This window comes from candidate division TA06 bacterium, from assembly GCA_016235665.1.
Lineage (GTDB): Bacteria > Edwardsbacteria > AC1 > AC1 > EtOH8 > UBA5202.
Genome location: JACRJI010000013.1, coordinates 75,431 through 99,422 on the forward strand (window position 1 = coordinate 75,431; position 23,992 = coordinate 99,422).

The following is a 23,992-nucleotide window of genomic DNA, read 5'->3' on the forward strand; positions in this document are numbered from 1 at the left end:
GCTTGGGCTCCGGCCCTTTATTTTTTTACCACTTTAAAATTGACATAACCCTTATTTGTGGTATAATCATAAGTCTAATCATAAAATAGGTTTAAATGATAAAAAGCATGACCGGTTTCGGCCGGGCCGAGGCCAGGACCAAGGACCATCAGATAGGGGTGGAGGTCCGTTCGGTCAACAACCGCTATTCCGAGATATCCTTAAGACTTCCCAGGGCCTTTAACGGTCTGGAGTCCAAAATAAAGACCCTGATCCAGCAGAACATATCGCGGGGCTCGGTCTCACTGGTGCTGAATTACAGCGGCCGCGAAGAGGCTTCCCTGCCCCAATTGGACATCAAAGCCGCCCGACATTACCACAAGATACTGTTGACCCTTAAAAAAGACCTGGGGCTGAAGGGCGAGATAGACCTCCGGTCCATCACCTCCTTTCCCGACGTGCTGGCCGTAACCCCCACCGCCTTCTCCGAACAAAAAGCCTGGCAGCTGGCGGAAGGCCCATTGTCCAAAGGGCTGGCCGAGCTGAACCGGATGCGCCAACAGGAGGGGAAACGGCTGGAGGCCGAGTTCAAAAAACGGCTGAACAACATCGGGCGGATAGCCAACCAGATAGAAAAACTGGCCGAAGACCGGGTGCCGGAATACAAAAAACAACTGCAGGCCCGGATGTCAAAGCTGCTGGCCGGGACCGGGGTGGATGAGGGCCGGCTGGCCCAGGAGGCCGCAGTCTATGCCGATCGCTGCGACATCACCGAGGAGTGCGTCCGGCTGAAGATCCACGTGAAGGCCTTTGACCAGTTCCTGAAAACCCCGGAGCCGGTGGGCCGGCGGATGGACTTTTTATTGCAGGAAATGAACCGGGAATCCAATACCATGGGGGCCAAGGCCAACCAGGCCGCCATCTCCCAGCTGACGGTTCAGCTTAAGGAAGAGATAGAAAAAATGCGGGAACAGGTCCAAAACATAGAATAATAAAGTAACTATTCATAGCCACGAAGACACTAAGTCTCAAAGGACGAACTTTATACCGTGTGTATTCTACATGAGAATTACCCAGTATCCTAGTACCTTTTTGACTTTGTGGCGGAGTAGTAACATAATAAAGGAGAAATATTTTATGAAGAAGATCTTATTTTCCGGGTTGCTGCTGGCCGTGCTAGCCGGCGGCCTGGGTGCTCAAACCATAGACAGCACCGCCACATTGAAGTTTTCCATCAAGATGAGCACTCCGGACCTGAACCTGTACTTCCTGGACCACGGATTCCTGGATATCGTCCAGGCCCACGGGGCGGTGGGGATGATGGTCAACCCGGCCGGGTTGGAGCGCACCCAGGGGCTGGATGTCTTCGTGGCCGGCAGCCTTTCCAAGGATGTCAGCAATGATTTCAAGATAAAGATCATAGACAGTTCCGAGGCTTCGCCATCCATCAAGGTGCCAACCACCCTGACCCTGACCGACATGGGCGGCCTGGATTATGTAGGTCTGGCCGGCAAGGCCGGGCCGTTCGGGCTGGGAATAGCGGTACAGCGAGGATCCGGCATGGAAATGGGCCTGGATACCAGCATAGTTGAGATATCCCAGAAAATGACCTATGATTATCCCTACCAACTTGACAGCTCCATGGTCTCCGGCCTTCCCTTCCCGGTGGTGGTCAACCTCAGGGTCTCCGGTACCGGGGTCATCACCATGGGCGGCCAGGGCAATGTCAGCATCATGAACACGCCGGTTTTCCTGGGCAGCGGCACCAAGTTCGGCCCCTTTAAGCTGGGAATGGGGATCAAGATGACCAAGCTCTCGGCCACCGGTAACTTTGCCATCAATTCCTCGGCCCGGATCCAGGACCTGAGCGGGATTGTGGGCGACACCATTAACGGAATCAAGATAGAGAACATCATAGTCCACAGCAGTTTTGACAGCTCCATCTTCAGCGATAATTTTGACTGCAAGCTGTCGGGCACCCAGACCAGCCTGGTAGTTAGCGCCAACTTTGAGATCCCGATCCTGAAGGCCGGCATGTCAATTGAAAAGGGCATGCCATACACCCTTAAAGGTGATTACTTCAACAATGCTTACATACCCTACGGCGAACCCCGGTTGGATTCGGTCAACGTGGATTCATTGAGCTACAATCCTGCGGATAGCTCCATTCACGGCCAGGCCCAGCTTTATCTGGGAGGGATCGAATTCAAACACAAATCCGGGGCCCAGGAAGGCGGCATTGACTTCCCGGGAATACTGTCGGTCAAGGCTTCGCTGGGCTTGAAGTTCTGGGGTTTCCGGCTGGGAATAAACGGCGGCACCGACATCATGAACGGCCAATGGCCGATGCTGGGCAACGCCTACACCTCGGCCGGTACCTCGCTGTCCATCAAGAAGGCCACCCTAAGCATCGGGCTGGCCGGCCGCTGGCAGTACGTGGCCCTGGATGAGAAGAAGATCTACAGCACCCCGCCCATGGTGCTGGCCGGGGTGGGCCTGCGGATGCCGGTCTATGTGGGCGAGGTGATGCTGGCCACCAGAATGAACCTGGCCAACGGCATCCTCAAGGTGCAGAACATGAGCAGCGTTTCGGAGTTCAAACCCTGGGAGACCCTGGCCCTAAGCGCAGCTATACGAGTGGATCTGGGCTTCCTTTCCAAGTCCGGCAAAAAAGCAAAACAAACCGAGACCGCCAAACCGGTTGAACAGCCAAAGCCCGGAGCCAGGCTGGGACAGGTGACCACCGAGGGCGCGCCGCTGGCTGCCGTCGGCGACACTTCTCAGATAAAATGCGCGGTCAACATCTACCAGGGGCCCAACGCTTCCTGGCAGGATGCCCTGGTCTACGCCGACTTCCTGAGGGCCGAGATGACCAAGACCGGCCGCTTCAGCATCACCCCCAAGGACCGGATGCAGGAACTGCTGGCCCGGAAGAACCTGGCCCAGACCTATTGCCTGGAGCCGGTCTGCGCCGCCCAGCTGGGGCAGGCTTTGAACGTCAGACAAATGCTGGTGGGCCAGATAGACAAAACCGAGGCCGGATATTATGTCAAGGTCATTCTGGTGGACCCGGCCACCGGCCAGCAGCTGCGGGTGGACCAGGACCAGGCGGCAGACCTTACGGCCATCTGCGCCTCGGCCGGGGCACTGGCCCAGCGCCTGCTTATGCAGTAGACCCGGGATAACTATTCTATCCGCAGATTAACGCAGATTATAATTTCTATTTTCATTCTTTGATAATCCAAATCATATATAAATCTGCGGAAATCTGTGAAATCTGCGGATAAAAAATTCACATTAACAATAAGAACACACCTTGACATGATCTATCCCGACCGAAAAGGCTTTCCCATAATCCTCTCGGCCCCATCCGGGGCCGGCAAGACCACGCTCTGCCGTGGTGTCGAGGCCCTGCATCCCGAGATATACTATTCCATCTCGGTCACCTCCCGGCCGCCCCGGGCGGGCGAGCGCGACGGCCAGGATTACCATTTCGTGCCGGTCAAGGAATTCGAGCAGATGCTGGAGGCGGGACAGCTGCTGGAATGGGCCATGGTCCACGAGAATTACTACGGCACTCCACGCAAGCAGATCGATGACAAGCTGAACGCCGGCCAGGATGTGATCATGGACATTGACACGGTGGGGGCCCGGGCCATCAAAAAGCTCTATCCCCAGGCGGTCACCATCTTCGTACTGCCTCCGACCTTCGAGGAACTGAAGACCCGATTGAAGGGCCGGGCCACCGATTCCGAGGAAGTGATCAACAAACGGCTGAACCGGGCCAAGCTGGAGATGCAGGAGATCGGGGATTTTGAATACTGGCTGATCAACGACAAGTTCGAGCAGACGGTGAAAACCGTGACCGCCATCATCGAAGCCGAGCGCTGCAAACTGATCCGCTACAACCGGGACGAAGTGGTCAATGTCATAAAGTGACGGGCACGGCTGCCTAAAATAAAAAATCAAAGATAAAATATAAAAAGTAAATTTATAAACGGAGGAGCTATCATGGGTTTCATACCGATCGACGAGATCTCCAAGGGGCTGGAGAACAAATACATCGCGGTGCTGGTGGCAGCCCGCGAAGCCAGGCGCTTGCACGAGATCCGCCGGATGTCATCCCAGGAGATGGAGATCAAGCCGATCACCATGGCCCTGGAGCGGATGCGCGACGGACAGGTGATCTTCCAGCATACATGAGCTCCGGCAAGAAAATACTTTTGGGGGTGACCGGCAGCATAGCGGCCTACAAGGCCTTGGACCTGGCCAGCCGTCTGCGTAAAAAAGGGCACCAGGTGACGGCGGTGATGACCAGGTCGGCCTGCCAGCTGGTGGGGCCGGCCTCGTTCGAGTCGCTGACCGGGAACCCGGTGGCCCTGGAACTTTTCCCCAAGCAAAAGCCCCAGCAGATAGAGCACATCTCGCTGGCCCAGTGGGCAGACCTGGTGTTGATAGCCCCGGCCACCGCCAATTTTCTGGGGAAGGCGGCCCACGGCATCGCCGACGACCTTTTGACCACCGTGGCCATGGCGGCCACTTCTCCCATCCTGATAGCTCCGGCCATGAACGTCAACATGTGGCAGGCCCAGGCTGTGCAGGAGAACCTTAAAAAACTTAAAGCTTTCGGCTGGAAGGTCATCGAGCCCGAGAGCGGCCGTTTGGCCTGCGGCGACACCGGCAAGGGCCGGCTGGCATCATTGGATACAATAGAAAAGGCCATAGAGGATGCCCTGTATCCCAACCAACAGCTGGCCGGGGTTTCGATCCTGATCACCGCCGGCCGGACCGAGGAGGACATAGACCCGGTGCGGACCATCACCAACCGTTCCTCCGGCCGGATGGGCTACGCCCTGGCCGAAGAAGCTGCCGCCCGCGGTGCCAGGGTCACCCTGATCACCGGCCCGGCGGATCTGACGCTGCCCGATGTTGAAAAGGTGGTGAAAGTGAGAACGGCGGAACAAATGTCCCAGGCGGTCAAGAAGCATCTGCCGCTTAACCAGGCGCTGATAATGACGGCGGCGGTGGCCGATTTCAGACCGTCTAAGACCAGCGCCCAGAAGATAAAACGGGGCTCCGGTTCCCTGAACCTGAAACTGGAGCCGGTATCCGACATTTTGGCCCAGGCGTCCAGGAACAACAAAAAGCACGCCCTGCTGGTGGGCTTTGCCCTGGAATCGAAAGACCTTTTGGCCAACGCCCGGAAGAAGCTGGTCTCCAAGAACCTGGACCTGATAGTGGCCAACGACCCCCAGACCATTGCCAGCGGCAATATCCGGGCCATTTTGTTGGAGCCCAACGGCCGGGCGATTAAACTGCCCCTGATGGGAAAACCGGAACTGGCCGGGGTGCTCCTGGACAAACTTGACGAGCTGTTCAAAAAGCGGAAAGCAAATCCGAATGCCCGATAAAATATCAGTGCAAAAAGCAAAGCGCTATCTTAAACAGCAGCAGGAACTGGGCGAGACCGAGCTGGTCTTAAAGCGCGCCAAGGCCAAGCCCCCGGTTCAAGAAACCACAAGATCTGCCGCGCTCAACACCTCCTTGGAAGATTTCCGCCGCCAGATCGAAGAATGCCAGAAGTGCTCCCTGGGCAAGACCCGGATCAAATTTGTCTTCGGGGACGGCGACCCCAATTCCAAGCTGGTGTTCGTGGGAGAGGCCCCAGGCAGCGATGAGGACGAACAGGGCCTGCCCTTCGTGGGCCGGGCCGGGCAGCTGCTGACCAAGATCATCGAGGCCATAAATTTCCAGCGCTCCCAGGTCTACATCTGCAACATCCTCAAGTGCCGTCCCCCCAACAACCGCAACCCCCTGCCGGTCGAGATCGAGCTCTGCGAACCCTACCTGATCAAACAATTGGAGATCATCAAGCCGGCGGTGATCTGCACCCTGGGCACCTTTGCATCGCAAACCCTTTTGAAGACGGATGTTCCCATCTCAAAACTCCGGGGAAAGATCCATTATTACCAGAACATCAAACTCGTTCCCACCTTTCACCCGGCGGCGCTGCTACGCAACCCGGCCTGGAAGCGGGATACCTGGGAGGACGTGAAACTAGTGCGTCAGATCTACGATCAGGAGGTTAAGAATGGCCGATAGCCAGCAGCCCGCCGACCGCAAGCCATTGGACCGGCAGTTGCCGGACCGGCAAATGCCGGATCGTGTGCCGCCCCAGTCCCAGGAGGCCGAGATGGCCGTGCTGGGCTCGATGCTTTTGGACAGCGAGGCGGTCAGCCGGGCGGTGGAAGTTATCGCCGACGAAAACAACTTTTACTTCGGGGCCCACCGCAAGATCTACCGGGCGGCGGTCACCCTGTACGAGCGCAGCCAGCCGGTGGACCTGGTCACTTTGGCCGAGGAGCTGCGCCGCCAGAAATGCCTGGACGAGGTGGGCGGCCCGGTCTACCTGACCAAACTGACCGACAGCGTGGCCACCTCGGCCAACATCGACTATTACGCCAGGATAGTGGTGGAGAAGGCGGTGCTGCGCCGCCTGATAAACACCGCCTCCGAGATCATCTCCTTCAGCTACCAGGCCACCGAGAATCCCGAGGAGCTTTTGGACCGCTCAGAGCAGATGATCTTTTCCATCAAGGAACAGCGCCTGCGCAAGAGCCTGATCCCCCTAAAGACTTTCATTCACGACAGCTTTGAGACGGTGGAGAAGCTGTTCCGGGAGAAGCGGCACATCACCGGGCTGGAGACCGGCTTCACCGACCTGGACCTGATGACCTCCGGCCTGCAGAAGGGCGACCTGATAATAGTGGGCGCCCGGCCCTCGGTGGGAAAGACCGCCTTTGCCCTGAACATCGCCCAGCACGTGGCGGTGCAGAACCAGATACCGGTGGCGGTGTTCAGCCTGGAGATGTCCAAGGAGCAGCTGGTGCTGCGCCTGCTGTGCGCCGAGGCCCGGGTCTCGGGCCACAAGGTCCGCAGCGGCTATCTTTCCCAGGAGGAATGGCCGGCCCTGGTCAGCGCGGCCTCGGTATTGCACCAGGCCCCAATGTACATCGACGACAGTTCAGCCATGAGCCCGCTGGAGATCCGGGCCAAGGCCCGGCGCTTAAAGGCCGAGGTGGACCTGGGACTGGTGGTGGTGGATTACCTCCAGCTGATGCGGGGCTCGTCCTCCCGCGTCGAGAACCGCCAGCAGGAGATCTCCGAGATTTCCCGTTCACTCAAGGCCCTGGCCAAGGAACTGAACGTTCCGGTGATCGCCCTGTCCCAGCTTTCCCGTTTAAGCGAACAGCGGGGCCAGGATTCCCGGCCCATCCTGTCCGACCTGCGCGAATCGGGGGCCATCGAGCAGGACGCCGACGTGGTGATGTTCCTGCACCGGGACAAGACGCCCTACAAGAGCAAGGAAGAATGGACCCCGGAATCAAGCATGGAATCCGAGGTGGCCGACCTGATAGTGGCCAAGCAGCGCAACGGCCCGGTGGGCACAAAGAAACTGACCTTTCTGCGGAGCTACACCCGGTTCGAGAATTACAGCCAGCGCCAGGACGAGGAAATGAATTGAAGAAGTTTAAAACGGTTTGAATTGGTTAAAAATCAGACTAATCAAATAGTTCGAAAAATACCGGCCACTGTGAACTTGAATTATTAGCACACAAATCACCATGCCATTTCAAGAACGAAGGCATTATCCGGCCCGGTTCTTCGCTGGAATAGGCCAGGCCACACTGGATTCTTTCCAGGAATGGGGCTCGGCCTTTTATTTATTCGGCCGGATCATCCTGGCCTTAAGGCACACATTCAGGAACTCCAGCCTGATCCTTCAGCAGATGATGGTGATGGGGGTCAATTCCCTGCCGCTGGTGCTGTTCTCGGCCGTCTTCACCGGGATGGTGGCGGCGGTCCAGGCCGCCTACCAGATGCAGGGGCTGGTGCCGCCCATCTGGCTGGGCACCGGGATCGCCCGGGCGGTGATGATAGAGCTTGGCCCTGTCCTGACCGCGCTGGTGGTGGCCGGGCGGGTGGGGGCGGGCATCGCCGCCGAGCTGGGCACCATGCGGGTGACCGAGCAGATCGACGCCCTGGAGACCATGGCCATAGACCCGGTGTCCTTCCTGGTAATGCCCCGGTTCGTGGCCGGGGCGGTGATGTCGCCGGTGCTGACCATCTTCGCCAACTTCGTGGCCCTGATCGGAGGCTGGCTGGTGGCGGTGGCCTCGGTGGGCATCTCCTCCCAGGTCTACCTGGACGGTTTGCGGTTCCACTTCCACACCAAGGACCTGATGGGTGGCATAGTGAAATCGATATTCTTCGGGATCATCATCGCCACTTCCGGGTGCTTTCACGGGTTCGCCACCGAGGGCGGGGCCGAGGGGGTGGGCCGGGCCACCACTAAGGCGGTGGTCACGGCGGCGGTGCTGATACTGATCTTCGATTACATCGTATCGGCCTGGATATTCGGGTGATGGACAATAAGCAAAATATCTCAGATCCGGATTGGGGGCAGTTGTCGGTTGATTCGGAGATAAATCTCTCAAAAGCTTACGGCGGCAACCCTGAGAAACACAACCATTACATTCACATTACTAATCCTTTTGTTCCCTGGAACGGCGATTTCAATAGAGCGATTAACGTATCCCCGGATTCTGTTAACGATTTGGATGAGATCATTAGGGAGGTCAGGGATATACACCGCAACAATAAACTGGACCCACCGAACCGTTATGATATTGGACCTGAAATCAAAATAGACAAAGCTTGGGAATCCAATTTTATTGCAAAAAACATGAAATTCAGTGAAGCTGTTTTCATGCAGGCCCAAAGTCAAGATACTTCTGACGGTGTATTATACGGGCCTTCGGCAGATGAGTATTTTAACTGGTACAGGACAAAGATGGGGGGAAGGGACTATTTCACCGATGAATATTATTCACTTCTAAAACCCCTCCAATCGGCCTTTATCAAAGTGTTTAAACCTTATTGGTTTTATGTTGCTGATGAAATAGTGGGCTCCGTATATATCGCTGACCTTGGGGGATATGCCAGGTTGTTTGAAGTTGAAATCGAAGAGAACCATCAAGGCAGGGGTTTGGGTTTAAAGATGATGGAGGCTGTCAGACATAAAGTTAAGTTACTGGGCTTAAAATATGTCCTGCTGGAAACATCGGGAAGTTTACCCAGGTTTTACGAGAAATGTGGTTTTAAAGAGTGTATCAGAAGTAAAATATTATGGCAAAAATAACCGCTGGTTATACGGATAAGCATCTGCCACAGATACACTGAAAACAGAGGGGATAGCAATCTCCAAAGGGAGGACGACAATGGATAAATTCGCCCAAAACACCGCACTGTTGGGCCTGGGGTTCGGCCTCCTGGCCCTGATCATTCTGATGTCTTCTATCGCCCTGAAGGTCAAAAAGAAGATCGGCCTGGGCTCTCTTTGGAGCGCCTTTCTGTTCTTCCTGATACTGCTCCTGGCCGGGGCCTCAATGTTCTCCTTATCCTTATTCGCCCGGACCTACAGCCTGCTGAACAACGATAAACTCATCTGCACGGTCACTGCGCTAAAGACCGAAAGCGGCCTGCAGATGAGCTATACCGACGAATCCACCGGGGCCAAGCATGTCTTTCCCCTGGCCGGCGACCAGTGGATGATCCAGGGCTACATCCTGCGCTGGAAGCCGTTCTTACGATTCCTTGGCGCCAGGCCCTATTACCGGGTCACCCGTTTTTCCGGGCGCTGGGAATCAGCCGATTCCACCACTGTCTGCAATTACCAGCTGGTCAAGGAACCGGGCTACTGGGGAACTCTGCTGCGCTATGGGCAAAAATATCCCCTGATCGATGCGGTCCAGGGCATAGCCGCATTCCAATATCCCGATCCCAATGCTTACATGGTGTACATCACCGATGCCGGGTTTGTTTTGAAGAAATAAGACCCCTCCCAACCCTCCCCGCATCGGGGAGGGAAAGGGAGAGGTCCGAAGCAAGAAGCTAACAAGCAAATGATAACTATCCGCGATCTGCATAAATCCTACGGGCACAAAAAGGTCCTGGACGGGGTGGAACTGGAGATCCAGACCGGCGAGACCATGGTGATCATGGGGCGCTCCGGCTGCGGCAAGAGCGTGCTGCTGCGCCATATCATCGGCCTGGCCCGGCCCGACCAGGGCTCGGTCACCATCGACGGCACCGGCATCACCGCCATAAAAAAGCATGAGCTGTATGCCTTGCGTCGGAGGTTCGGGATGCTGTTCCAGGGGGCGGCCCTGTTCGACTCCATGACCGTGGCCCAGAACGTGGGACTGGGGCTTAAAGAGCACAGCCCGCTGTCTGACGGCGAGATCGCCGGGAAGGTGGCCGAAAAGCTGGCCCTGGTGGGCATGTCTGGCACCGAGCAACTGATGCCATCGGAACTTTCCGGGGGAATGAAGAAAAGGGTGGGGCTGGCCCGGGCTTTGGCCATGGACCCGGCCTACATCCTGTACGACGAGCCCACCACCGGCCTGGACCCCATCACCGCCGACAAGATCAACGACCTGATGATGTCGCTGTCCCAAAAACTTTCCCTGACCTCCATCGCGGTCACCCATGACATGGTCAGCGCCAACAAGATAGCCGACCGGATCGCCATGCTGCACCAGGGCCGGATCATCTTCTGCGGCACCCCGGAACAGATAAAAAAATCGCCCGATCAAAACATCCAGCAGTTCATCCGGGGCGAAGCGGACTGATAATGAAAAAACCAGGCTTTCGCCTGGTTTTTAAAATGGTGGCACGGGACAGAGTTGAACTGCCGACGCAGGGATTTTCAGTCCCTCGCTCTACCACCTGAGCTACCGTGCCCCAGATCCAGATATAAATACAAAAGCCCTGTATTACAGAGCTTTGTTTATGGCGGGATCGACGGGGTTCGAACCCGCGACCTCCTACGTGACAGGCAGGCGTTCTAAACCAAGCTGAACTACGACCCCACCATAAACAACGAATTATAGCATAATCTAAAAAGCCTGTCAACTATCTAAAAGGGTCGGTAAATAAATTCTAAATCCCGGGCCGGAATATCCCGGATAAAACGTCTGTTTGGAGTTGACAGACAAAAGCTATAATAGTATAATAAACGCAAGTATTTGCTAAATAACAACCACCAATATTATCAGGAGCCCGACATGAAAAAGATACTGATCTTAGCTCTCTTCCTGGCCGCCTTTTTTAGCGCCGGTTTTGCCCAGACCATGCCCGGAGCGCCAGCCGACAGCGGTTCCAGCTTCACCGGGGGCATGGGATTGACCATGATAGACGGAAAGGCATATTTCCTGCTGCAGCTGACCCCGGAGCTGCGGTTCTCCAAGCTGGGCCTGGGCCTGGACGTCTCCCTGCTGGTGAACAACGACGGCATCCGCAAGGAAGAATGGAAGCCGGCCAGCAAGATGATGCGGCTGGTCCGCTATGTAAGCTGGGGCGACCGGACCGACAAGTTCTACACCCGGGTGGGAGCCCTGGACGCCACCACTTTGGGCAACGGGTTTTTGATGAGCAACTACAGCAACCGGGCCGACGACCTGAACCGCAAGATAGGTATGGAGCTTAACCTGAAATTCCCCTGGGGCGAGGCTCCGACCATGTTCGGCATCCAGTCCATGGTCTCCAACTTCGACCGGGCCGAGATCTACGGCCTGCGGGGCTTTGTCTGCCCCCTGTCCGGTACCGGCATCCCGATCATCAAGGGATTTGAAGTGGGCGGTACGGTGGTCACCGATGTCGATCCCGACCAGAACAGCGCCACCAAGGACGCTGTGACCGCCTTCGGCGCCGACCTGGGCTTGCCCATAATCAACACCAGCATCCTGGGAAGCAGGATATATTATGATTTCGGCCAGATCAAGGATTACGGCAAAGGCAATGCGGTGGGGATCTCGGCCCTGATATCCTTCCCCGGCAATCTCGTCACACTGGGAGCCAAACTGGAACAGCGCTTTTTGGGCAAGAACTTCATTCCCCAGTATTTTGACAGGTTCTATGAGATCGACCGTTACCAATTGTACTCCATGACCTCGGGCAGCGTCACCACCACTTTCGGGGTGCCCAAAAAACTGGTGCTGACCGACGTGACCGAGGCCAGGAACGGCACCTACGGCGAGATCTCCGGCAATGTGCTGGGCAAGGTCAGGGTGATGGGCAGCGGCTACAAGACTCGGGGAGCCGACAGCACCGGGATATTTCATGCCGAGGCCAGTGCGCCGGATCTGATCCCCAAGGGGGACGTCCGGGCCTACTTCGACCAGAAGAGGATCCAGAGCTTGTCCGACCTGTTCACCAAAAAAGAGAACATGCTGCTGACCGCCGATGTCGGCTACCAGGCTTACTGGAAGATCTGGATGTATCTGACCTACCAGATCACTTATGAGAAGCAGGAGGATCTTAGCTTCCTGACCAGGAAGAAGTTCTCCACCAGGCTGGCTTTGAAGTTCAACTTTTAATTCAGGCTGAAAACAGAGAAAAGGGAAGGCGAGAATTATTCTTGCTTTCCCTTTGTTTTTAACCTGAATTCACTTTTAAAAATGAAACTAACTCAACCCCTTTTATTCCCCTTCTCTTGAAAGAGAAGGGGCTAGGGGATGAGTTCAAACAGTCCAGCGCAGTTTTGATTGCCATATGCTTAAAACACTCCTACACAGCCTGCTGAATTTTATCTTTCCGCCGTTCTGCGCCTCCTGCCATAAAAAGATTCTGGAGCCGAAGGGCGGCCTGATCTGCGAGGCCTGCTGGGGTACCCTGGAAAGATGGGAAGCCCAAAGCTGCCAGCGCTGCGGGTCTATATTGCCAGAGCAGTCCTGGCCAGCCATGCCGCTGCTTTGTCCCAAATGCCGGATTCCGGACTGGGCCTGCGCCGATGTCAGGGCCATCGGGCCGTTCAAACAGCCGCTCTCTGATGCCATCCACCTGCTGAAATACTCGGACAGGCGCTCGGTGGTCAAAAGGCTGTCTCTTTACCTGGAGCAGTCCCTGGCCGGAGTCGGGCAGTACCAGGCCGCCGATCTGATCCTGGCGGTGCCGCTGCACCCGGCCCGGAAACGGGAGCGGGGCTACAACCAGGCACAGCTTCTGGCCCAGGTTCTGGGAAAACTTTTAAACAAGCCCTGTCCCGAAAACATCGTCTCCCGGGCCAGACACACCCAGACCCAGACCAAACTGAACAAGCAGCAGCGGCTGGAGAACGTGAAGGACATTTTCACCGTAAAAAAACCGGAACTGGTCAAAGGCAAGAGCGTGATCCTGATAGACGATGTGCTGACCACCGGGGCCACCATCGGCTCCTGCGCCGGAAAACTGCTGGAGGCCGGGGCCTCCAAAGTACTGGCCCTGACCGCGGCGGCCGCTCCGTTAGATTAAGAGCCTTTTATCCACAGATTAACGCAGATTATAACAATTACTTTCCGCCTAATTGTTTGTTTCAACATGAGAAAATCTGTGATAATCTGTGAAAATCTGCGGATTATAATTTCCCGGGGAGTCATATAAATTCACTGCCGATTTTTATTGACATAAGCCCTTGGTAGTGTTAAACTAAAAGGCTGTTAAAATCGTCATTAATTCCATGAAAACACTTAGGAGAATACATGTCTGATATCTCCGTTCTGCAGAAACACCGGGCCGGTTACCGGCCCAAACTGCCATCAATCTTCATCAAGAACGGCCCCCGGTTAAGGGCTGTTGAAACAGGCGAGCCGGGGCCCAAACACGAGATCATTGACGGCGCTTTTCCCAAAACATCAGCCTTCAAGGCTGTGGTGTTCGAGCCGGACCAAAAGCGCCAATACAAGCCCCTGAACGTGGGGGTGATCTTCTCCGGGGGCCAGGCCCCGGGCGGGCATAATGTGCTGGCCGGGCTGTTCGATTGTTTGACCGCCATCAACCCCCAAAGCCGGCTTTACGGATTCCTGGGCGGCAGCAGCGGCCTGGTGGACAACAAATACCAGCTGCTGACCTCCGATCTGATCGACGAATACCGCAACACCGGGGGCTTTGATCTGATCCTCACCGGGCGCACCAAGCTGGACAAGGAGGAGCAGTTCGTAAAGGTGGCCCAAAACTGCAGGGAACTGGGGATCACCGGGCTGGTGATAGTGGGCGGCGACGACTCCAACACCAACGCTTGCATGCTGGCCGAATATTTTCTGCAGAACGAGGCCGAGATCAGCGTGGCCGGCTGTCCCAAGACCATAGACGGCGACCTGAAGAACGAACAGATAGAGATATCCTTCGGCTTCGACACCGCCACCAAGGTCTACACCGAACTGCTGGGGAACATCCTGCGGGACTGCAACTCGGCCCAAAAGTACTGGCACTTCGTGCGGGTGATGGGCCGCTCGGCCTCGCACATCGCGCTGGAATGCGCCCTGCAGTGCCATCCCAACCTGACCATCATCTCCGAGGAAGTGGCGGCCAAAGCCTACAGCCTGAAGCAGATAGTGGAGCAGATCGCCAGCCTGATCAAGGCCCGGTCCGAAGAGAAGATGAATTTCGGGGTGGTGGTGGTGCCGGAAGGGCTGATCGAATTCATCCCCGAGATCAAAATTCTGATCACCGAGCTTAACGAGATACTTTCGGGGCATCAAGACTACTTCAATTCCCTGCCCAGCACCAAGGACAAACAGCAGTTCCTGAACAGCAAGCTGTCGCCGGCTTCGGCCCAGGCCTACGGCCAGCTGCCGGATGAACTGCAGTGGGAGCTGTTGGTGGACCGGGATCCCCACGGCAACGTCCAGGTCTCCAAGATCGAGACCGAGAAACTGCTGATAGACATGGTGGGCGACCTGTTAAGGGAATGGAAGGCCGAAGAGAAGTACAACGGCAGATACGCGGCCCAGAACCATTTCTTCGGCTACGAGGGCCGCTGCGCCGCGCCGTCCAACTTTGACGCCGACTATGCCTACAGCCTGGGCTACACCGCCGGGGCGCTGCTGGCCGCGGAGAAGACCGGATACATCGCCACGGTCAGGAACCTGATGAAACCTTCCTCCGAATGGGTTCCGGGCGGCCAACCCCTGGCCGGAATGATGACGGTGGAGCGGCGCCAGGGCAGGGATGTGCCGGTGATCAAAAAGGCTCTGGTGGAGCTGGAGGGCAAGCCGTTCAAGGTCTTCGCCCAGCAGCGCGACAAATGGATGATGTCAACCGACTATCTGTACCCCGGACCGATCCAGTATTTCGGCCCGGAGGAGGTCTGCGACCGGACCACTTTGACCCTGGTGCTGGAGCAGGGACAGGACATCCTGGACGCCCTGTCCACGGTGGGCGCCTTAAAGACCAGCGATTTCTTCAGCCGGCTGTCCCCGGATTCGCTGACCCGGCTGCTGGGAATGGTCCAGCATCTGGAGGTGAGGCCCGGGCAGGTGGTGATCCGCCGGGGCGAGATCGGGCAGTGTTTTTACGTGGTGATGGAGGGCGAGCTGGAAGTGCTGGGCGGAGATGATTCGTCAATTGTGGCCACGCTTAAGAAAGGCGACCCCTTCGGGGAGATCGCCCTGCTGGCCGACGTGCCCCGCACCGCCACGGTGGCGGCCAAGACCGAGGGGGATCTGATATTCATCAACAATTATGATTTCAAGGAATTTCTGGCCGAGCACAAGGAGCTGGAGCAGCAGCTGTCAGCGCTGAGCCAGGCCAGGCTGGCGGAGCTGAAGGAGAAGGGGAACTAGGTTAAACCCAACTCAACCCCTACACCCCTTCTCTTGTTAAGAGAAGGGGACGGGGGATGAGTTCGGTCCAAAGGAGAAGGTTATGGCCAAATTACCAAAATGGCGGGGCCGGACCCTTAAAGTGATCGGGTGGATGTGCCTGATCCCTATCTGCCTGGTGGTGCTGGCTTTCCTGATAGGATGGGTCGGGGATCTGACAGCTACAGCAAAATGGGAGGCCGGGCGCCAGCGAGCTTTGGAAAGGGTCCAAAAAGCCAAGACTGCCGAGTTCCAGAGTGGTTATGATTTTGCGGTCATCAAGGCCAACGCCTGGGATTATTATCTTAATGCATCCGGATCGCTGGACAGCCTGGACAACCGGAAATTGGACAGCCTGGTCTTCAAAACCTTGGACATCAAGGAAGCAAACCGGCTTTTATCAAAATACAAAAGGGAAATTACCCTCTGGGATTCCGGGGCCTGCAGCCGCTATTGCCGCACCAACGTGGAATACGAAAAGGGCTACAACGCTCCCATTCCAAATTACATAGCCCTTCAGAAAATGCTTAAATTGGCACTGCTCAAGGGCAGACTTGAAGTGGCTTCGGGCCAGACTCGGCAGGGGGCGCTCACTTATTCCAAAGCCCTTAAGACGGCCATGGACTTTTCGGGGGGCAGTATGCTGACAATAAGCAGAATGGTGGGAATAGTAGCAGGCAGGCATGCCAATAGGATGATCGCCGGAGACATTGGTCGGTTTGATTCAAAATCATTGCTACTTATGCAAGAAACGCTGGAGAATACGGAAAAGTCATGGCCGCCTATCCATCCGACCATTGACATGGAAGCTATTAGCATTTATTTTGCAGCAGACGGACAGGATGCAGTGGCCTTCATAGAAGGCGGTGCCGATGGTAAAGTGAACGCAAATCCTATAGTAAGGATCGTGCGCCGGGCAGGTTACGCAATGCTTTGCTGGAAGCAATATTTTTCAGTCAAACGCAACCTGATGAACTTTTCCGGCATACTGCAGCAGGTGGCTGATGAAACGAGCAGGTCCCGGAGTGGACTATGGTCAACCCTGGAGCCGCTCCTTAAGCGGAATCAGGAGGGCATCAGTAAAAAAGCCAAGGGTGATGTATTTTTATCCATAGCCATGCCTAACCATACTATTTTCTTTTCACGTGAATTTGAACTGAGGATGGGTCTCAGGGTGTTAAAGGATGCTTTGATATTAAGGGAATACAGTCTGAAAAATGGCAAATATCCAGCCGATCTGTACCAAGCGGTCAAAGACAGCCCAGAGTACAACGACATTGCCAACGGCCTTCCACTAAGGTATGTTATCAATCAAGACAAGTCAGTTTTGCTTTACAGCGTAGGCCTTAATTTGAAGAATGACGAAGGGAAAAACTTTGTACTTTCGGAGGGCATAACCAGGAGCACGGATAATGAAGATAGGGATGATATCGGAATAAAGTTAGAGTAAGGAGGATTCCATGGTCAAAAAGGTCATAATCCCGGCGCTTTTACTGCTGGCGCTGGCCGGCGCCGCCGCCGCCCAGCAGATCATAGCCGACCATAACGCCGTCGCCGCCTATGCCGGCATTCCCCAGCAGTACATCGACAGCGTCAAGACCTGGTGGGTGACCGTGCCCGGCGAGTCGCACTCGTCCGGCTACCGCATCGGGCTGGCCCTGCTGGAGGCCGCCGAGCCGCGCTACGCGGTCAACATCCGGGAGAGCGGCACCCCGGACAGCCTGCCCGCCGGGGAACTGCGGTTCAGCCGGGCCAGCTGGGGGGACCTGGGATCATCCAGCGGATGGCGCTACGGCTACGGCGAGGAGGACTGGTACACCAGCCAGACCGCGGTCGCCCGCACTGCGGCCGGTATCCGCTACTGCAACACCAACGGCAGGCCCTTGCACGCCACGGGATTCGGCTGGTGCTGGGACATGACATGGATAAACGCGCCGGGCGGCACGGAGGATCCAGTTTATCAGGTGCGCTGGGCGGGTTCATCCGAGGGCGGGCCGCAAGGCAGCCTGCGTTGGGGGCTTGATGCCGGCGATTCAGCTCTCACCGGAAACAGCATCTGCATGGACACATACCTGGCGGCGACACAGCTTTACATCGATTCCTGTCATGTCAACGGCTGGCCCACCACGGTATTCTACACCACCGGGCCGGTAGACGGCAACGACAACAATGAGAACGGTTACCAGCGCGAGATAAAGCATCAATATCTGAGGGACTACGTGCAACAGGACTCCACCCGGGTGCTGTTCGACTATGCCGACATTCTGTGCTGGGGGAACGACAGCAGCCAGCACATCGCCACCTGGAACGATAGCGGTACGCCCAGGAACTACCCCCAGATCCACGCCGACAACATGCTGGACACCAACGGCTCCTACACCGAGGACGGGGACCACATCGGGCAGAGGGGTTCCATCCGGCTGGCCAAGGCCATGTGGTGGATGCTGGCACGGCTGGCTGGCTGGGACGGAACGCCGTCGGGCGTCACGGCAAATATCAATGTTCTTAATGACGACCCCGGACTGCGGTTGTCGGTTCAGCCCAACCCGTTCCGGGGACAGACCGTCATCAGTTACATCCTTCCCCGGGCTGGCGAGGTCGAGCTGGCAATCTACAACAGCCTGGGGCAGAGGGTCCGTACTCTGGTGAGTTCACGGCAGGAACAGGGGACGCATACCGTAACACTCGGATACAACGACAATCCCGCCGGCGTTTATTTCTGCCGGCTGCGCGGCGGCGGAGCCGTCAAGACCAGCAGAATGGTGCTAATGAAATAACCAATACCGGTCTGTTCAATAAATACTAAGAGGAGATCACAATGCCGCTAGTCGGAACCCGCGAGATGTTCAACAAGGCCTATGAAGGGGGCTATGCCATCGGGGCCTTCAACGTCAACAACATGGAACTGCTCCAGGCCATCGCCGACGCCGGGCACGAGGAAAGATCCCCGCTGATACTGCAGGTGTCCTCCGGGGCACGCAAGTACGCCCGGCGGGAGTATCTGACCCACCTGGTGAAAGCCGCGGTGGAGACCTACCCCGACTTGCCCATTGCTTTGCACCTGGACCACGGCGACAGCTTTGAGCTGTGCAAGGCCTGCGTGGACGACGGCTTTTCCTCGGTGATGATCGACGCCTCGCATTTCGGCTTCGAGGAGAATGTCCACATCACCAAGCAGGTGGTGGAATACGCCCACGCCCGCAACGTGCCGGTGGAGGCCGAGCTGGGCAAGCTGACCTCGACCTCGGACGAGCCCGGCGCCAAGGAATCCGTTTACACCGACCCCGACGAGGCCAAGCGGTTCGTGGAACTGACCGGATGCGATTCCCTGGCCATCTCCATCGGAACCTCGCACGGAGCCTACAAGTTCAAGGGCGAGCCGACCCTGGATTTCGAACGTTTGGAAAAGATCCAGAAACTGCTGCCGGGATTTCCCATCGTGCTGCACGGGGCCTCCTCGGTCCCCAAGGACTTGGTGGAGACCTGCAACAAGTACGGCGGACAGCTGCCGGGAACCCGGGGCGTGCCGGAGGAGTTTTTGGCCCGGGCAGCCAAGATGGCGGTCTGCAAGATCAACGTGGACACCGACCTCCGCATAACACTGACCGGAGCCATCAGAAAAGTCTTCGCCGAGAGCCCGGGTGAGTTCGATCCCCGCAAGTACCTGGGCCCGGCCCGGGACGCGGTAAAAGAAGTGGTCAAGGGCAAGGTGAAGCTTTTCGGCTGCGCGGGCAAGGCCTAACCTACTGGCATCAATCCTTAGCCCAGCCCTTAAGGACTGGGCTAAAGATGAGTCATACGGTAAATTGAACAAGGAGGTGTATCATGGCTGTGATCACGATCTCCAAACAGCATGGGGCCGGGGGCAAGGAGATCGCCCTGGCCCTGGCCCGGAGCTTAAGCTGCGAAGTGGTGGACAAGTCGCTGATCATCAAAGTGGCCCAGCAGGCCCGGGTGGGAACCGACCGGGTGGAGAACTTTGACCAGGAGCATTACAGTTCCATCGACAAATATTTGAGCGGGATATTCCTGGCCAACCCGGCCTTGTTCGGTCCTGGCAGTTTTGATTTCCCCGTCACCAGTTCCGCCGGGCTGATGGCCGACCAGGAATTCTTCAACGCCCAAAAATACCTGACACTGACCCAGGCTTTGATCAAAGAGCTTTACCAGAAGGGCAACGTGGTCTTGGTGGGGCGGGGCGGGCAGGTGCTGCTGGCCGATAAGCCGGACTGCCTTCACCTCAGGCTGTGTGCCCCGCTGGAATACCGGATCAAGCGGGTGATGGAGAAGGCCGGGGTCAGTGAGAAGGAGGCCGGGGAGAAGATCCACTCCCGCGACAGATCCCGGGCCTCTTACATCAGGGATTATTACCAGAAGGACTGGAACGACCCGGGGCTGTATCATCTGACTATCAACACCCAGTTGGTCCCGGTCGAGACCATCATCACGCTGGTTAGGCAAATGATAAACAACAAACTTTAATAGTTATCTTACTTAGGAGCTTTTATCCGCAGATTAACGCAGATCATAGCGAATCATTTTGTGCTTATAATAATATCCCTATTTAGAAATATCTGTGTAAATCTGTGAAATCTTTGGATAGAAAAGGTTTTGGTGTGTATTCCTGAAATAGTTAGATTGACAACAAATCTAAATAATAAAATATAACTAAAGGAGCGACCTGTCATGAGTGTAAAAATCGGAATCAACGGGTTCGGCCGGATCGGCCGCCTGGTCATCAGCGCCATGGCGGAGCAGAAGATACTGGGCAATCCCCTGGACATTGTGGCGGTGGTTGACGTTTCCACCGACGCCAGGTATTTTGCCTACCAGCTGAAATACGACTCGGTCCACGGAAAATTCCCCGGGCAGGTGAGCACCGAGAAGAGCGAGCCATCCTTGGCCGAGGACGATGTGCTGGTGGTCAACGGCCACAAGATCAAATGCATCATGGCCACCAAGGACCCCGCCCAGCTGCCCTGGAAGGCTTTGGGGGTGGAGCTGGTGATAGAGGCCACCGGTCTGTTCACCCATTCCGACAAGGCGGCAGGCCACCTGACGGCCGGCGCGAAGAAAGTGCTGATCACCGCCCCCGGCAAGGGCGAGGTCAAGACCATAGTGCTGGGCGTCAACCAGCAGGAGTACGACCCGGCCAAGCACCACATCGTCTCCAACGCCTCCTGCACCACCAACTGCCTGGCTCCGGTGGTCCATGTGCTGCTCAAAGAGGGGATCGGCATCGAGACCGGCCTGATGACCACCATCCATTCCTACACCGCCACCCAGAAGACGGTGGTCGGGCCGTCCAAGAAGGACTGGCGGGGCGGCCGGGCCGCGGCCATCAACATCATACCCAGCACCACCGGGGCGGCCAAGGCGGTGGGCGAAGTATTGCTGGCCACCAAGGGCAAGCTGACCGGGATGTCCTTCCGTGTGCCGACTGCCGATGTCTCGGTGGTGGACCTGACCTTCCGTTCCGAGAAGGAGACCTCCATTGAAACCATTGACGCCCTGCTGAAGAAGGCCTCCGAGACCTATCTTAAGGGTTACCTGGGATACGCCAACGAGGAGATGGTCTCCACCGATTTCATCCACGACCAGAGGTCATCCATCTACGATTCCCTGGCCACTTTGGAGAACAACCTGAAGGGCGAAAAGCGGTTCTTCAAGATAGTCAGCTGGTACGACAATGAATGGGGCTATTCGCACCGGATAGCCGAGCTGACCAAACTGATGGCGGAGAAGATGTAGTCCGTCACGTTCATAGCCCAGCCCTTAAGGGCTGGGCTATGAATAACATTTCCTACTGGTGATTTTCAATGTCAGAAAATTGATGAAAAAACTCCTCACAATAGTTCTATTTTTTGCGATAGCCTTTAACCTGGCACATGCCCAGAAACTGCTGGTGGTCCAGACCAACGCCACCAACGGCTATCTCTATCCCTGCCACTGCCCCAAGGAACCCAAGGGCGGGCTGGCCAGGCGTTTCACCCTGATCAAAAAGCTGGCCCAGGGCCAGCCCCAATTCCTGCTGCTGGACTCCGGCGACCTGCTGGGGATAGATTCCGATTACAAGGGCGATTCCCTGATGTTCGCGGCCTACCGGGCCATGAAATACGACGCCCTGGCGCCTGGGGACCAGGAATTTGCCCGGGGTATCAACAATTTCCTTAAACTGCAAAAGGAATTCGACCTGCCGTTCGTGGCGGCCAATCTTTTTTACCAGGGAAGTCTTTTAACTGCGCCCTATAGTACCGTTGAACTGAGATCGCTGAAAATGAAGGCGGCCCTGATCGGACTGATATCGCCCGATGCCTTCAGATACTATCCCCAGGACAGCCTGCAGGGGCTGGAGATCAAGGCCCCGGATGCCATCCTGCAATCAATATTGGACAGCCTGAAGGGCCGGGCCGATATATTCATCCTGGTCTCGCACCTGGGGTATGAACAGGAGATCGAGATCGCCAGAAAATTCCCCCAATTGACCCTGATCGTGGGCGGCCACACCCAGACCGAGCTGAAGACGGCCGACCTTTCGGCCGGGGTGCCGATCATAGAGGCCGGTGCCTCGGCCAAGAGCCTCAGCTATGCCTGGCTCCAAAAGCAGGGCGGCCAATGGAAGCACCAAAGTTCCCGGATGGAGGGCATCGTCTCGGATCTGGCAGACGACCCAAAGATCGTTTCCGTGGTGGGCGCCGGGCCGCAATCAAAGCCGGTCAATGCCAACCCCATTCCCGGCGACACCAGATTGCAGGTGCAGCTCTTTGTGGCCCGGGACTGCCCGGACTGCGCCCAGCTTAAGAAAGGCCTGTTCTTAAAACTATCACAGGATCATCAGGGCCAAATGGCCATGGTCTATCACGAGGTGGACAACCCGGCCGAATACCAGGCCCTGCTGAATTACGAGAAACAGCTGAACGACCGGAACAACCAGATCCCGGCGGCAGTGATAGGGAACAGGATACTGGGCGGGGTGGAGGAGATAGAGAAGGATCTGGAACGGCTGATCAAGGAAGCGCTGGCTAACAAGGCGATAGAGAAGCCGAAATCCAATAACCCGGCAACGCTTGATAAGCAAGGCAAGCGGGCCGAAAAGACGATTGAAACGGAGGCTGTTGATAGTATATATCTGGCCTTCGTGTCCAATGCCCGGTGCCAGAAGTGCAGCCGGGCCGAGTACATGCTGAAGGCGCTGAAAGAGCAGTACCCGAATCTGAAGGTGGAAAAGATAGACGTGGCCTCTGATTCGTCCAAACTTCTGGTCGAAGCTCTGGGGATAATGTACGGCCTGCCGGACAATAAGCGGATGATAGCCCCCTCGGCCTTTGTGGGCCGGGATTTTTTAATAGGTGACGAGATCAACGACCAAAGTCTTTTCGAGTTGCTGGTCAAATACAAGTCCGGCAGCGGCCGGGTTCCCTGGATAGAGGCTAAGGAATATCTGCCCCAGGCCAAGCAATCGGTGGTCAGCCGCTTTGCTTCCTTTGGCCTTTGGGGCGTGGCCGGGGCCGGCCTGCTGGATGGCATCAACCCCTGTTCCCTGGCGGTGCTGGTGTTCTTCATCTCCTACCTGGCCTTTGTGGGCCGAAAACGCTGGGAGATCCTGGCGGTGGGCCTGGCCTATACTTTTGCCGATTTCCTGGTCTACTTCCTGATCGGTGTGGGCAGTCTGTCGTTTCTGATGACATTGAAAGCCCTGCCGCTTTTCAGCAGGATATTTTACTGGCTGGCTGTCATCGCCGGGCTGGTGCTGGCCTTCTACAATCTGAAGGATTATTTCAAGGCCAGGAAGGGCGACCTTTCCGGGATGGACCTGCAGCTTTCCACCGCCGCCAAACAACGGATCCACAAGGTCATCCGGGAAAAGATGGGTGCCGGGAGCCTGATCGGCGGGGCCTTTATGGTGGGGCTGGTCACATCCGTCCTGGAATTCGCCTGCACCGGCCAGGTTTACCTGCCCACCATAGCCTTTGTTTCCCAGATTGCCACACACAGATACCAGGCCTACGGGTATCTTCTGCTATACAACCTGATGTTCGAAGTGCCGATGATCATCACCTTCGTCATCGCCTTCTGGGGTGTGTCATCCAAGCGGATCGCCGGATGGGCCCAGTCCTCGGTGGCCGGGGTGAAGCTGTTGACGGCGCTGTTGTTTCTGGGGATGAGCGCGGCGCTGTTGTACATACTGGTAAAGTAGACCTCTCCCTTAATCCCTCTCCTGGCAGGAGAGGGTCAATAAATGGTAACTATTAACCGATAATGTCATTCTGAGCAGAGCTGCCCGCCGTACAAATCGAAGAATCCTTCAATTTGTTGGGCAAGGTGGCATTCTC

Annotated in this window: 20 protein-coding genes and 2 tRNA genes; 20 read left to right on the plus strand and 2 right to left on the minus strand. The window is 56.4% G+C overall.

Features of this window, described 5'->3' with window-relative positions:
- The first annotated feature begins 95 nt into the window (after positions 1–95).
- From HZA73_08330 to HZA73_08380, 11 genes are all read left to right on the plus strand, one after another.
- Positions 96–971, plus strand: a complete 876-nt coding sequence (locus HZA73_08330; protein MBI5806038.1) for a YicC family protein — start codon at positions 96–98, stop codon at positions 969–971.
- A 145-nt stretch (positions 972–1,116) separates the two neighbouring features.
- Complete coding sequence (locus HZA73_08335) at positions 1,117–3,153, plus strand: hypothetical protein (GenBank protein ID MBI5806039.1); 2,037 nt, start codon at positions 1,117–1,119, stop codon at positions 3,151–3,153.
- 147 nt (positions 3,154–3,300) lie between these two features.
- Positions 3,301–3,918, plus strand: coding sequence for a guanylate kinase (gmk, locus tag HZA73_08340; protein MBI5806040.1), 618 nt, complete (start codon positions 3,301–3,303; stop codon positions 3,916–3,918).
- A gap of 72 nt (positions 3,919–3,990) precedes the next feature.
- A complete protein-coding gene (rpoZ, locus tag HZA73_08345; GenBank protein MBI5806041.1) occupies positions 3,991–4,182 on the plus strand; it encodes a DNA-directed RNA polymerase subunit omega in 192 nt (63 codons plus the stop codon).
- The gene (gene coaBC, locus HZA73_08350; protein ID MBI5806042.1) at positions 4,179–5,390 is read left to right on the plus strand and encodes a bifunctional phosphopantothenoylcysteine decarboxylase/phosphopantothenate--cysteine ligase CoaBC; all 1,212 of its coding nucleotides are present in this window, start codon (positions 4,179–4,181) and stop codon (positions 5,388–5,390) included. Before rpoZ ends, coaBC begins: the two co-directional genes overlap by 4 nt.
- Entirely contained in the window at positions 5,380–6,081 is a 702-nt protein-coding gene (locus HZA73_08355; protein ID MBI5806043.1) for a uracil-DNA glycosylase, read from the plus strand. Before coaBC ends, HZA73_08355 begins: the two co-directional genes overlap by 11 nt.
- Before the next feature lie 52 nt (positions 6,082–6,133).
- Positions 6,134–7,504, plus strand: coding sequence for a replicative DNA helicase (gene dnaB, locus HZA73_08360; protein MBI5806044.1), 1,371 nt, complete (start codon positions 6,134–6,136; stop codon positions 7,502–7,504).
- 100 nt (positions 7,505–7,604) lie between these two features.
- Complete coding sequence (locus HZA73_08365; protein MBI5806045.1) at positions 7,605–8,405, plus strand: ABC transporter permease; 801 nt, start codon at positions 7,605–7,607, stop codon at positions 8,403–8,405.
- Positions 8,405–9,181, plus strand: a complete 777-nt coding sequence (locus tag HZA73_08370; protein ID MBI5806046.1) for a GNAT family N-acetyltransferase — start codon at positions 8,405–8,407, stop codon at positions 9,179–9,181. The genes HZA73_08365 and HZA73_08370 overlap by 1 nt, the downstream gene beginning before the upstream one ends.
- A 79-nt stretch (positions 9,182–9,260) precedes the next feature.
- A complete protein-coding gene (locus HZA73_08375; GenBank protein ID MBI5806047.1) occupies positions 9,261–9,875 on the plus strand; it encodes a hypothetical protein in 615 nt (204 codons plus the stop codon).
- Between the two features lie 69 nt (positions 9,876–9,944).
- On the plus strand, positions 9,945–10,673 hold the full coding sequence (locus HZA73_08380) for an ABC transporter ATP-binding protein (GenBank protein ID MBI5806048.1): 729 nt from the start codon (positions 9,945–9,947) through the stop codon (positions 10,671–10,673).
- Positions 10,674–10,709: 36 nt separating this feature from the next.
- Here HZA73_08380 and HZA73_08385 read toward each other — a convergent pair.
- Together HZA73_08385 and HZA73_08390 are read right to left on the minus strand one after the other, a co-directional pair.
- Positions 10,710–10,785, minus strand: a tRNA-Phe gene (locus tag HZA73_08385).
- 49 nt (positions 10,786–10,834) lie between these two features.
- A tRNA-Asp gene (locus HZA73_08390) sits at positions 10,835–10,913 on the minus strand.
- A 195-nt stretch (positions 10,914–11,108) separates the two neighbouring features.
- Between HZA73_08390 and HZA73_08395 the strand changes: the two genes are divergently transcribed.
- From HZA73_08395 to HZA73_08435, 9 genes are all read left to right on the plus strand, one after another.
- Positions 11,109–12,419, plus strand: a complete 1,311-nt coding sequence (locus tag HZA73_08395) for a hypothetical protein (GenBank protein ID MBI5806049.1) — start codon at positions 11,109–11,111, stop codon at positions 12,417–12,419.
- 175 nt (positions 12,420–12,594) lie between these two features.
- Positions 12,595–13,332 carry a ComF family protein gene (locus HZA73_08400; protein ID MBI5806050.1) on the plus strand — a complete coding sequence of 246 codons (738 nt, stop codon included), beginning with the start codon at positions 12,595–12,597 and terminating at the stop codon, positions 13,330–13,332.
- 227 nt (positions 13,333–13,559) lie between these two features.
- Entirely contained in the window at positions 13,560–15,641 is a 2,082-nt protein-coding gene (locus HZA73_08405) for a diphosphate--fructose-6-phosphate 1-phosphotransferase (GenBank protein ID MBI5806051.1), read from the plus strand.
- A gap of 82 nt (positions 15,642–15,723) precedes the next feature.
- Positions 15,724–17,109, plus strand: coding sequence for a hypothetical protein (locus HZA73_08410; protein MBI5806052.1), 1,386 nt, complete (start codon positions 15,724–15,726; stop codon positions 17,107–17,109).
- A gap of 10 nt (positions 17,110–17,119) precedes the next feature.
- Positions 17,120–18,436: a T9SS type A sorting domain-containing protein gene (locus tag HZA73_08415; GenBank protein MBI5806053.1), complete on the plus strand. Its 1,317-nt coding sequence runs from the start codon at positions 17,120–17,122 to the stop codon at positions 18,434–18,436.
- A 41-nt stretch (positions 18,437–18,477) separates the two neighbouring features.
- The gene (fba, locus tag HZA73_08420; GenBank protein ID MBI5806054.1) at positions 18,478–19,401 is read left to right on the plus strand and encodes a class II fructose-1,6-bisphosphate aldolase; all 924 of its coding nucleotides are present in this window, start codon (positions 18,478–18,480) and stop codon (positions 19,399–19,401) included.
- Between the two features lie 83 nt (positions 19,402–19,484).
- Positions 19,485–20,141, plus strand: coding sequence for a cytidylate kinase-like family protein (locus tag HZA73_08425; GenBank protein ID MBI5806055.1), 657 nt, complete (start codon positions 19,485–19,487; stop codon positions 20,139–20,141).
- Between the two features lie 204 nt (positions 20,142–20,345).
- Positions 20,346–21,410, plus strand: a complete 1,065-nt coding sequence (gene gap, locus HZA73_08430) for a type I glyceraldehyde-3-phosphate dehydrogenase (GenBank protein ID MBI5806056.1) — start codon at positions 20,346–20,348, stop codon at positions 21,408–21,410.
- Between the two features lie 82 nt (positions 21,411–21,492).
- Positions 21,493–23,856 (plus strand): hypothetical protein, encoded by a 2,364-nt coding sequence (locus HZA73_08435; GenBank protein ID MBI5806057.1) that lies wholly within the window; start codon positions 21,493–21,495, stop codon positions 23,854–23,856.
- Positions 23,857–23,992 lie beyond the last annotated feature (136 nt).

Coding starts and splice junctions, on each gene's coding strand:
- rpoZ (MBI5806041.1), top strand. CDS start 3,991: ATGGGTTTCATACCGATCGACGAGATCTCCAAGGGGCTGGAGAACAAA.
- fba (MBI5806054.1), top strand. CDS start 18,478: ATGCCGCTAGTCGGAACCCGCGAGATGTTCAACAAGGCCTATGAAGGG.
- HZA73_08380 (MBI5806048.1), top strand. CDS start 9,945: ATGATAACTATCCGCGATCTGCATAAATCCTACGGGCACAAAAAGGTC.
- gmk (MBI5806040.1), top strand. CDS start 3,301: ATGATCTATCCCGACCGAAAAGGCTTTCCCATAATCCTCTCGGCCCCA.
- HZA73_08425 (MBI5806055.1), top strand. CDS start 19,485: ATGGCTGTGATCACGATCTCCAAACAGCATGGGGCCGGGGGCAAGGAG.
- HZA73_08335 (MBI5806039.1), top strand. CDS start 1,117: ATGAAGAAGATCTTATTTTCCGGGTTGCTGCTGGCCGTGCTAGCCGGC.
- HZA73_08405 (MBI5806051.1), top strand. CDS start 13,560: ATGTCTGATATCTCCGTTCTGCAGAAACACCGGGCCGGTTACCGGCCC.
- HZA73_08330 (MBI5806038.1), top strand. CDS start 96: ATGATAAAAAGCATGACCGGTTTCGGCCGGGCCGAGGCCAGGACCAAG.
- HZA73_08415 (MBI5806053.1), top strand. CDS start 17,120: ATGGTCAAAAAGGTCATAATCCCGGCGCTTTTACTGCTGGCGCTGGCC.
- HZA73_08400 (MBI5806050.1), top strand. CDS start 12,595: ATGCTTAAAACACTCCTACACAGCCTGCTGAATTTTATCTTTCCGCCG.
- HZA73_08395 (MBI5806049.1), top strand. CDS start 11,109: ATGAAAAAGATACTGATCTTAGCTCTCTTCCTGGCCGCCTTTTTTAGC.
- HZA73_08365 (MBI5806045.1), top strand. CDS start 7,605: ATGCCATTTCAAGAACGAAGGCATTATCCGGCCCGGTTCTTCGCTGGA.
- dnaB (MBI5806044.1), top strand. CDS start 6,134: ATGCCGGATCGTGTGCCGCCCCAGTCCCAGGAGGCCGAGATGGCCGTG.
- HZA73_08375 (MBI5806047.1), top strand. CDS start 9,261: ATGGATAAATTCGCCCAAAACACCGCACTGTTGGGCCTGGGGTTCGGC.
- HZA73_08435 (MBI5806057.1), top strand. CDS start 21,493: ATGAAAAAACTCCTCACAATAGTTCTATTTTTTGCGATAGCCTTTAAC.
- HZA73_08355 (MBI5806043.1), top strand. CDS start 5,380: ATGCCCGATAAAATATCAGTGCAAAAAGCAAAGCGCTATCTTAAACAG.
- HZA73_08370 (MBI5806046.1), top strand. CDS start 8,405: ATGGACAATAAGCAAAATATCTCAGATCCGGATTGGGGGCAGTTGTCG.
- gap (MBI5806056.1), top strand. CDS start 20,346: ATGAGTGTAAAAATCGGAATCAACGGGTTCGGCCGGATCGGCCGCCTG.
- HZA73_08410 (MBI5806052.1), top strand. CDS start 15,724: ATGGCCAAATTACCAAAATGGCGGGGCCGGACCCTTAAAGTGATCGGG.
- coaBC (MBI5806042.1), top strand. CDS start 4,179: ATGAGCTCCGGCAAGAAAATACTTTTGGGGGTGACCGGCAGCATAGCG.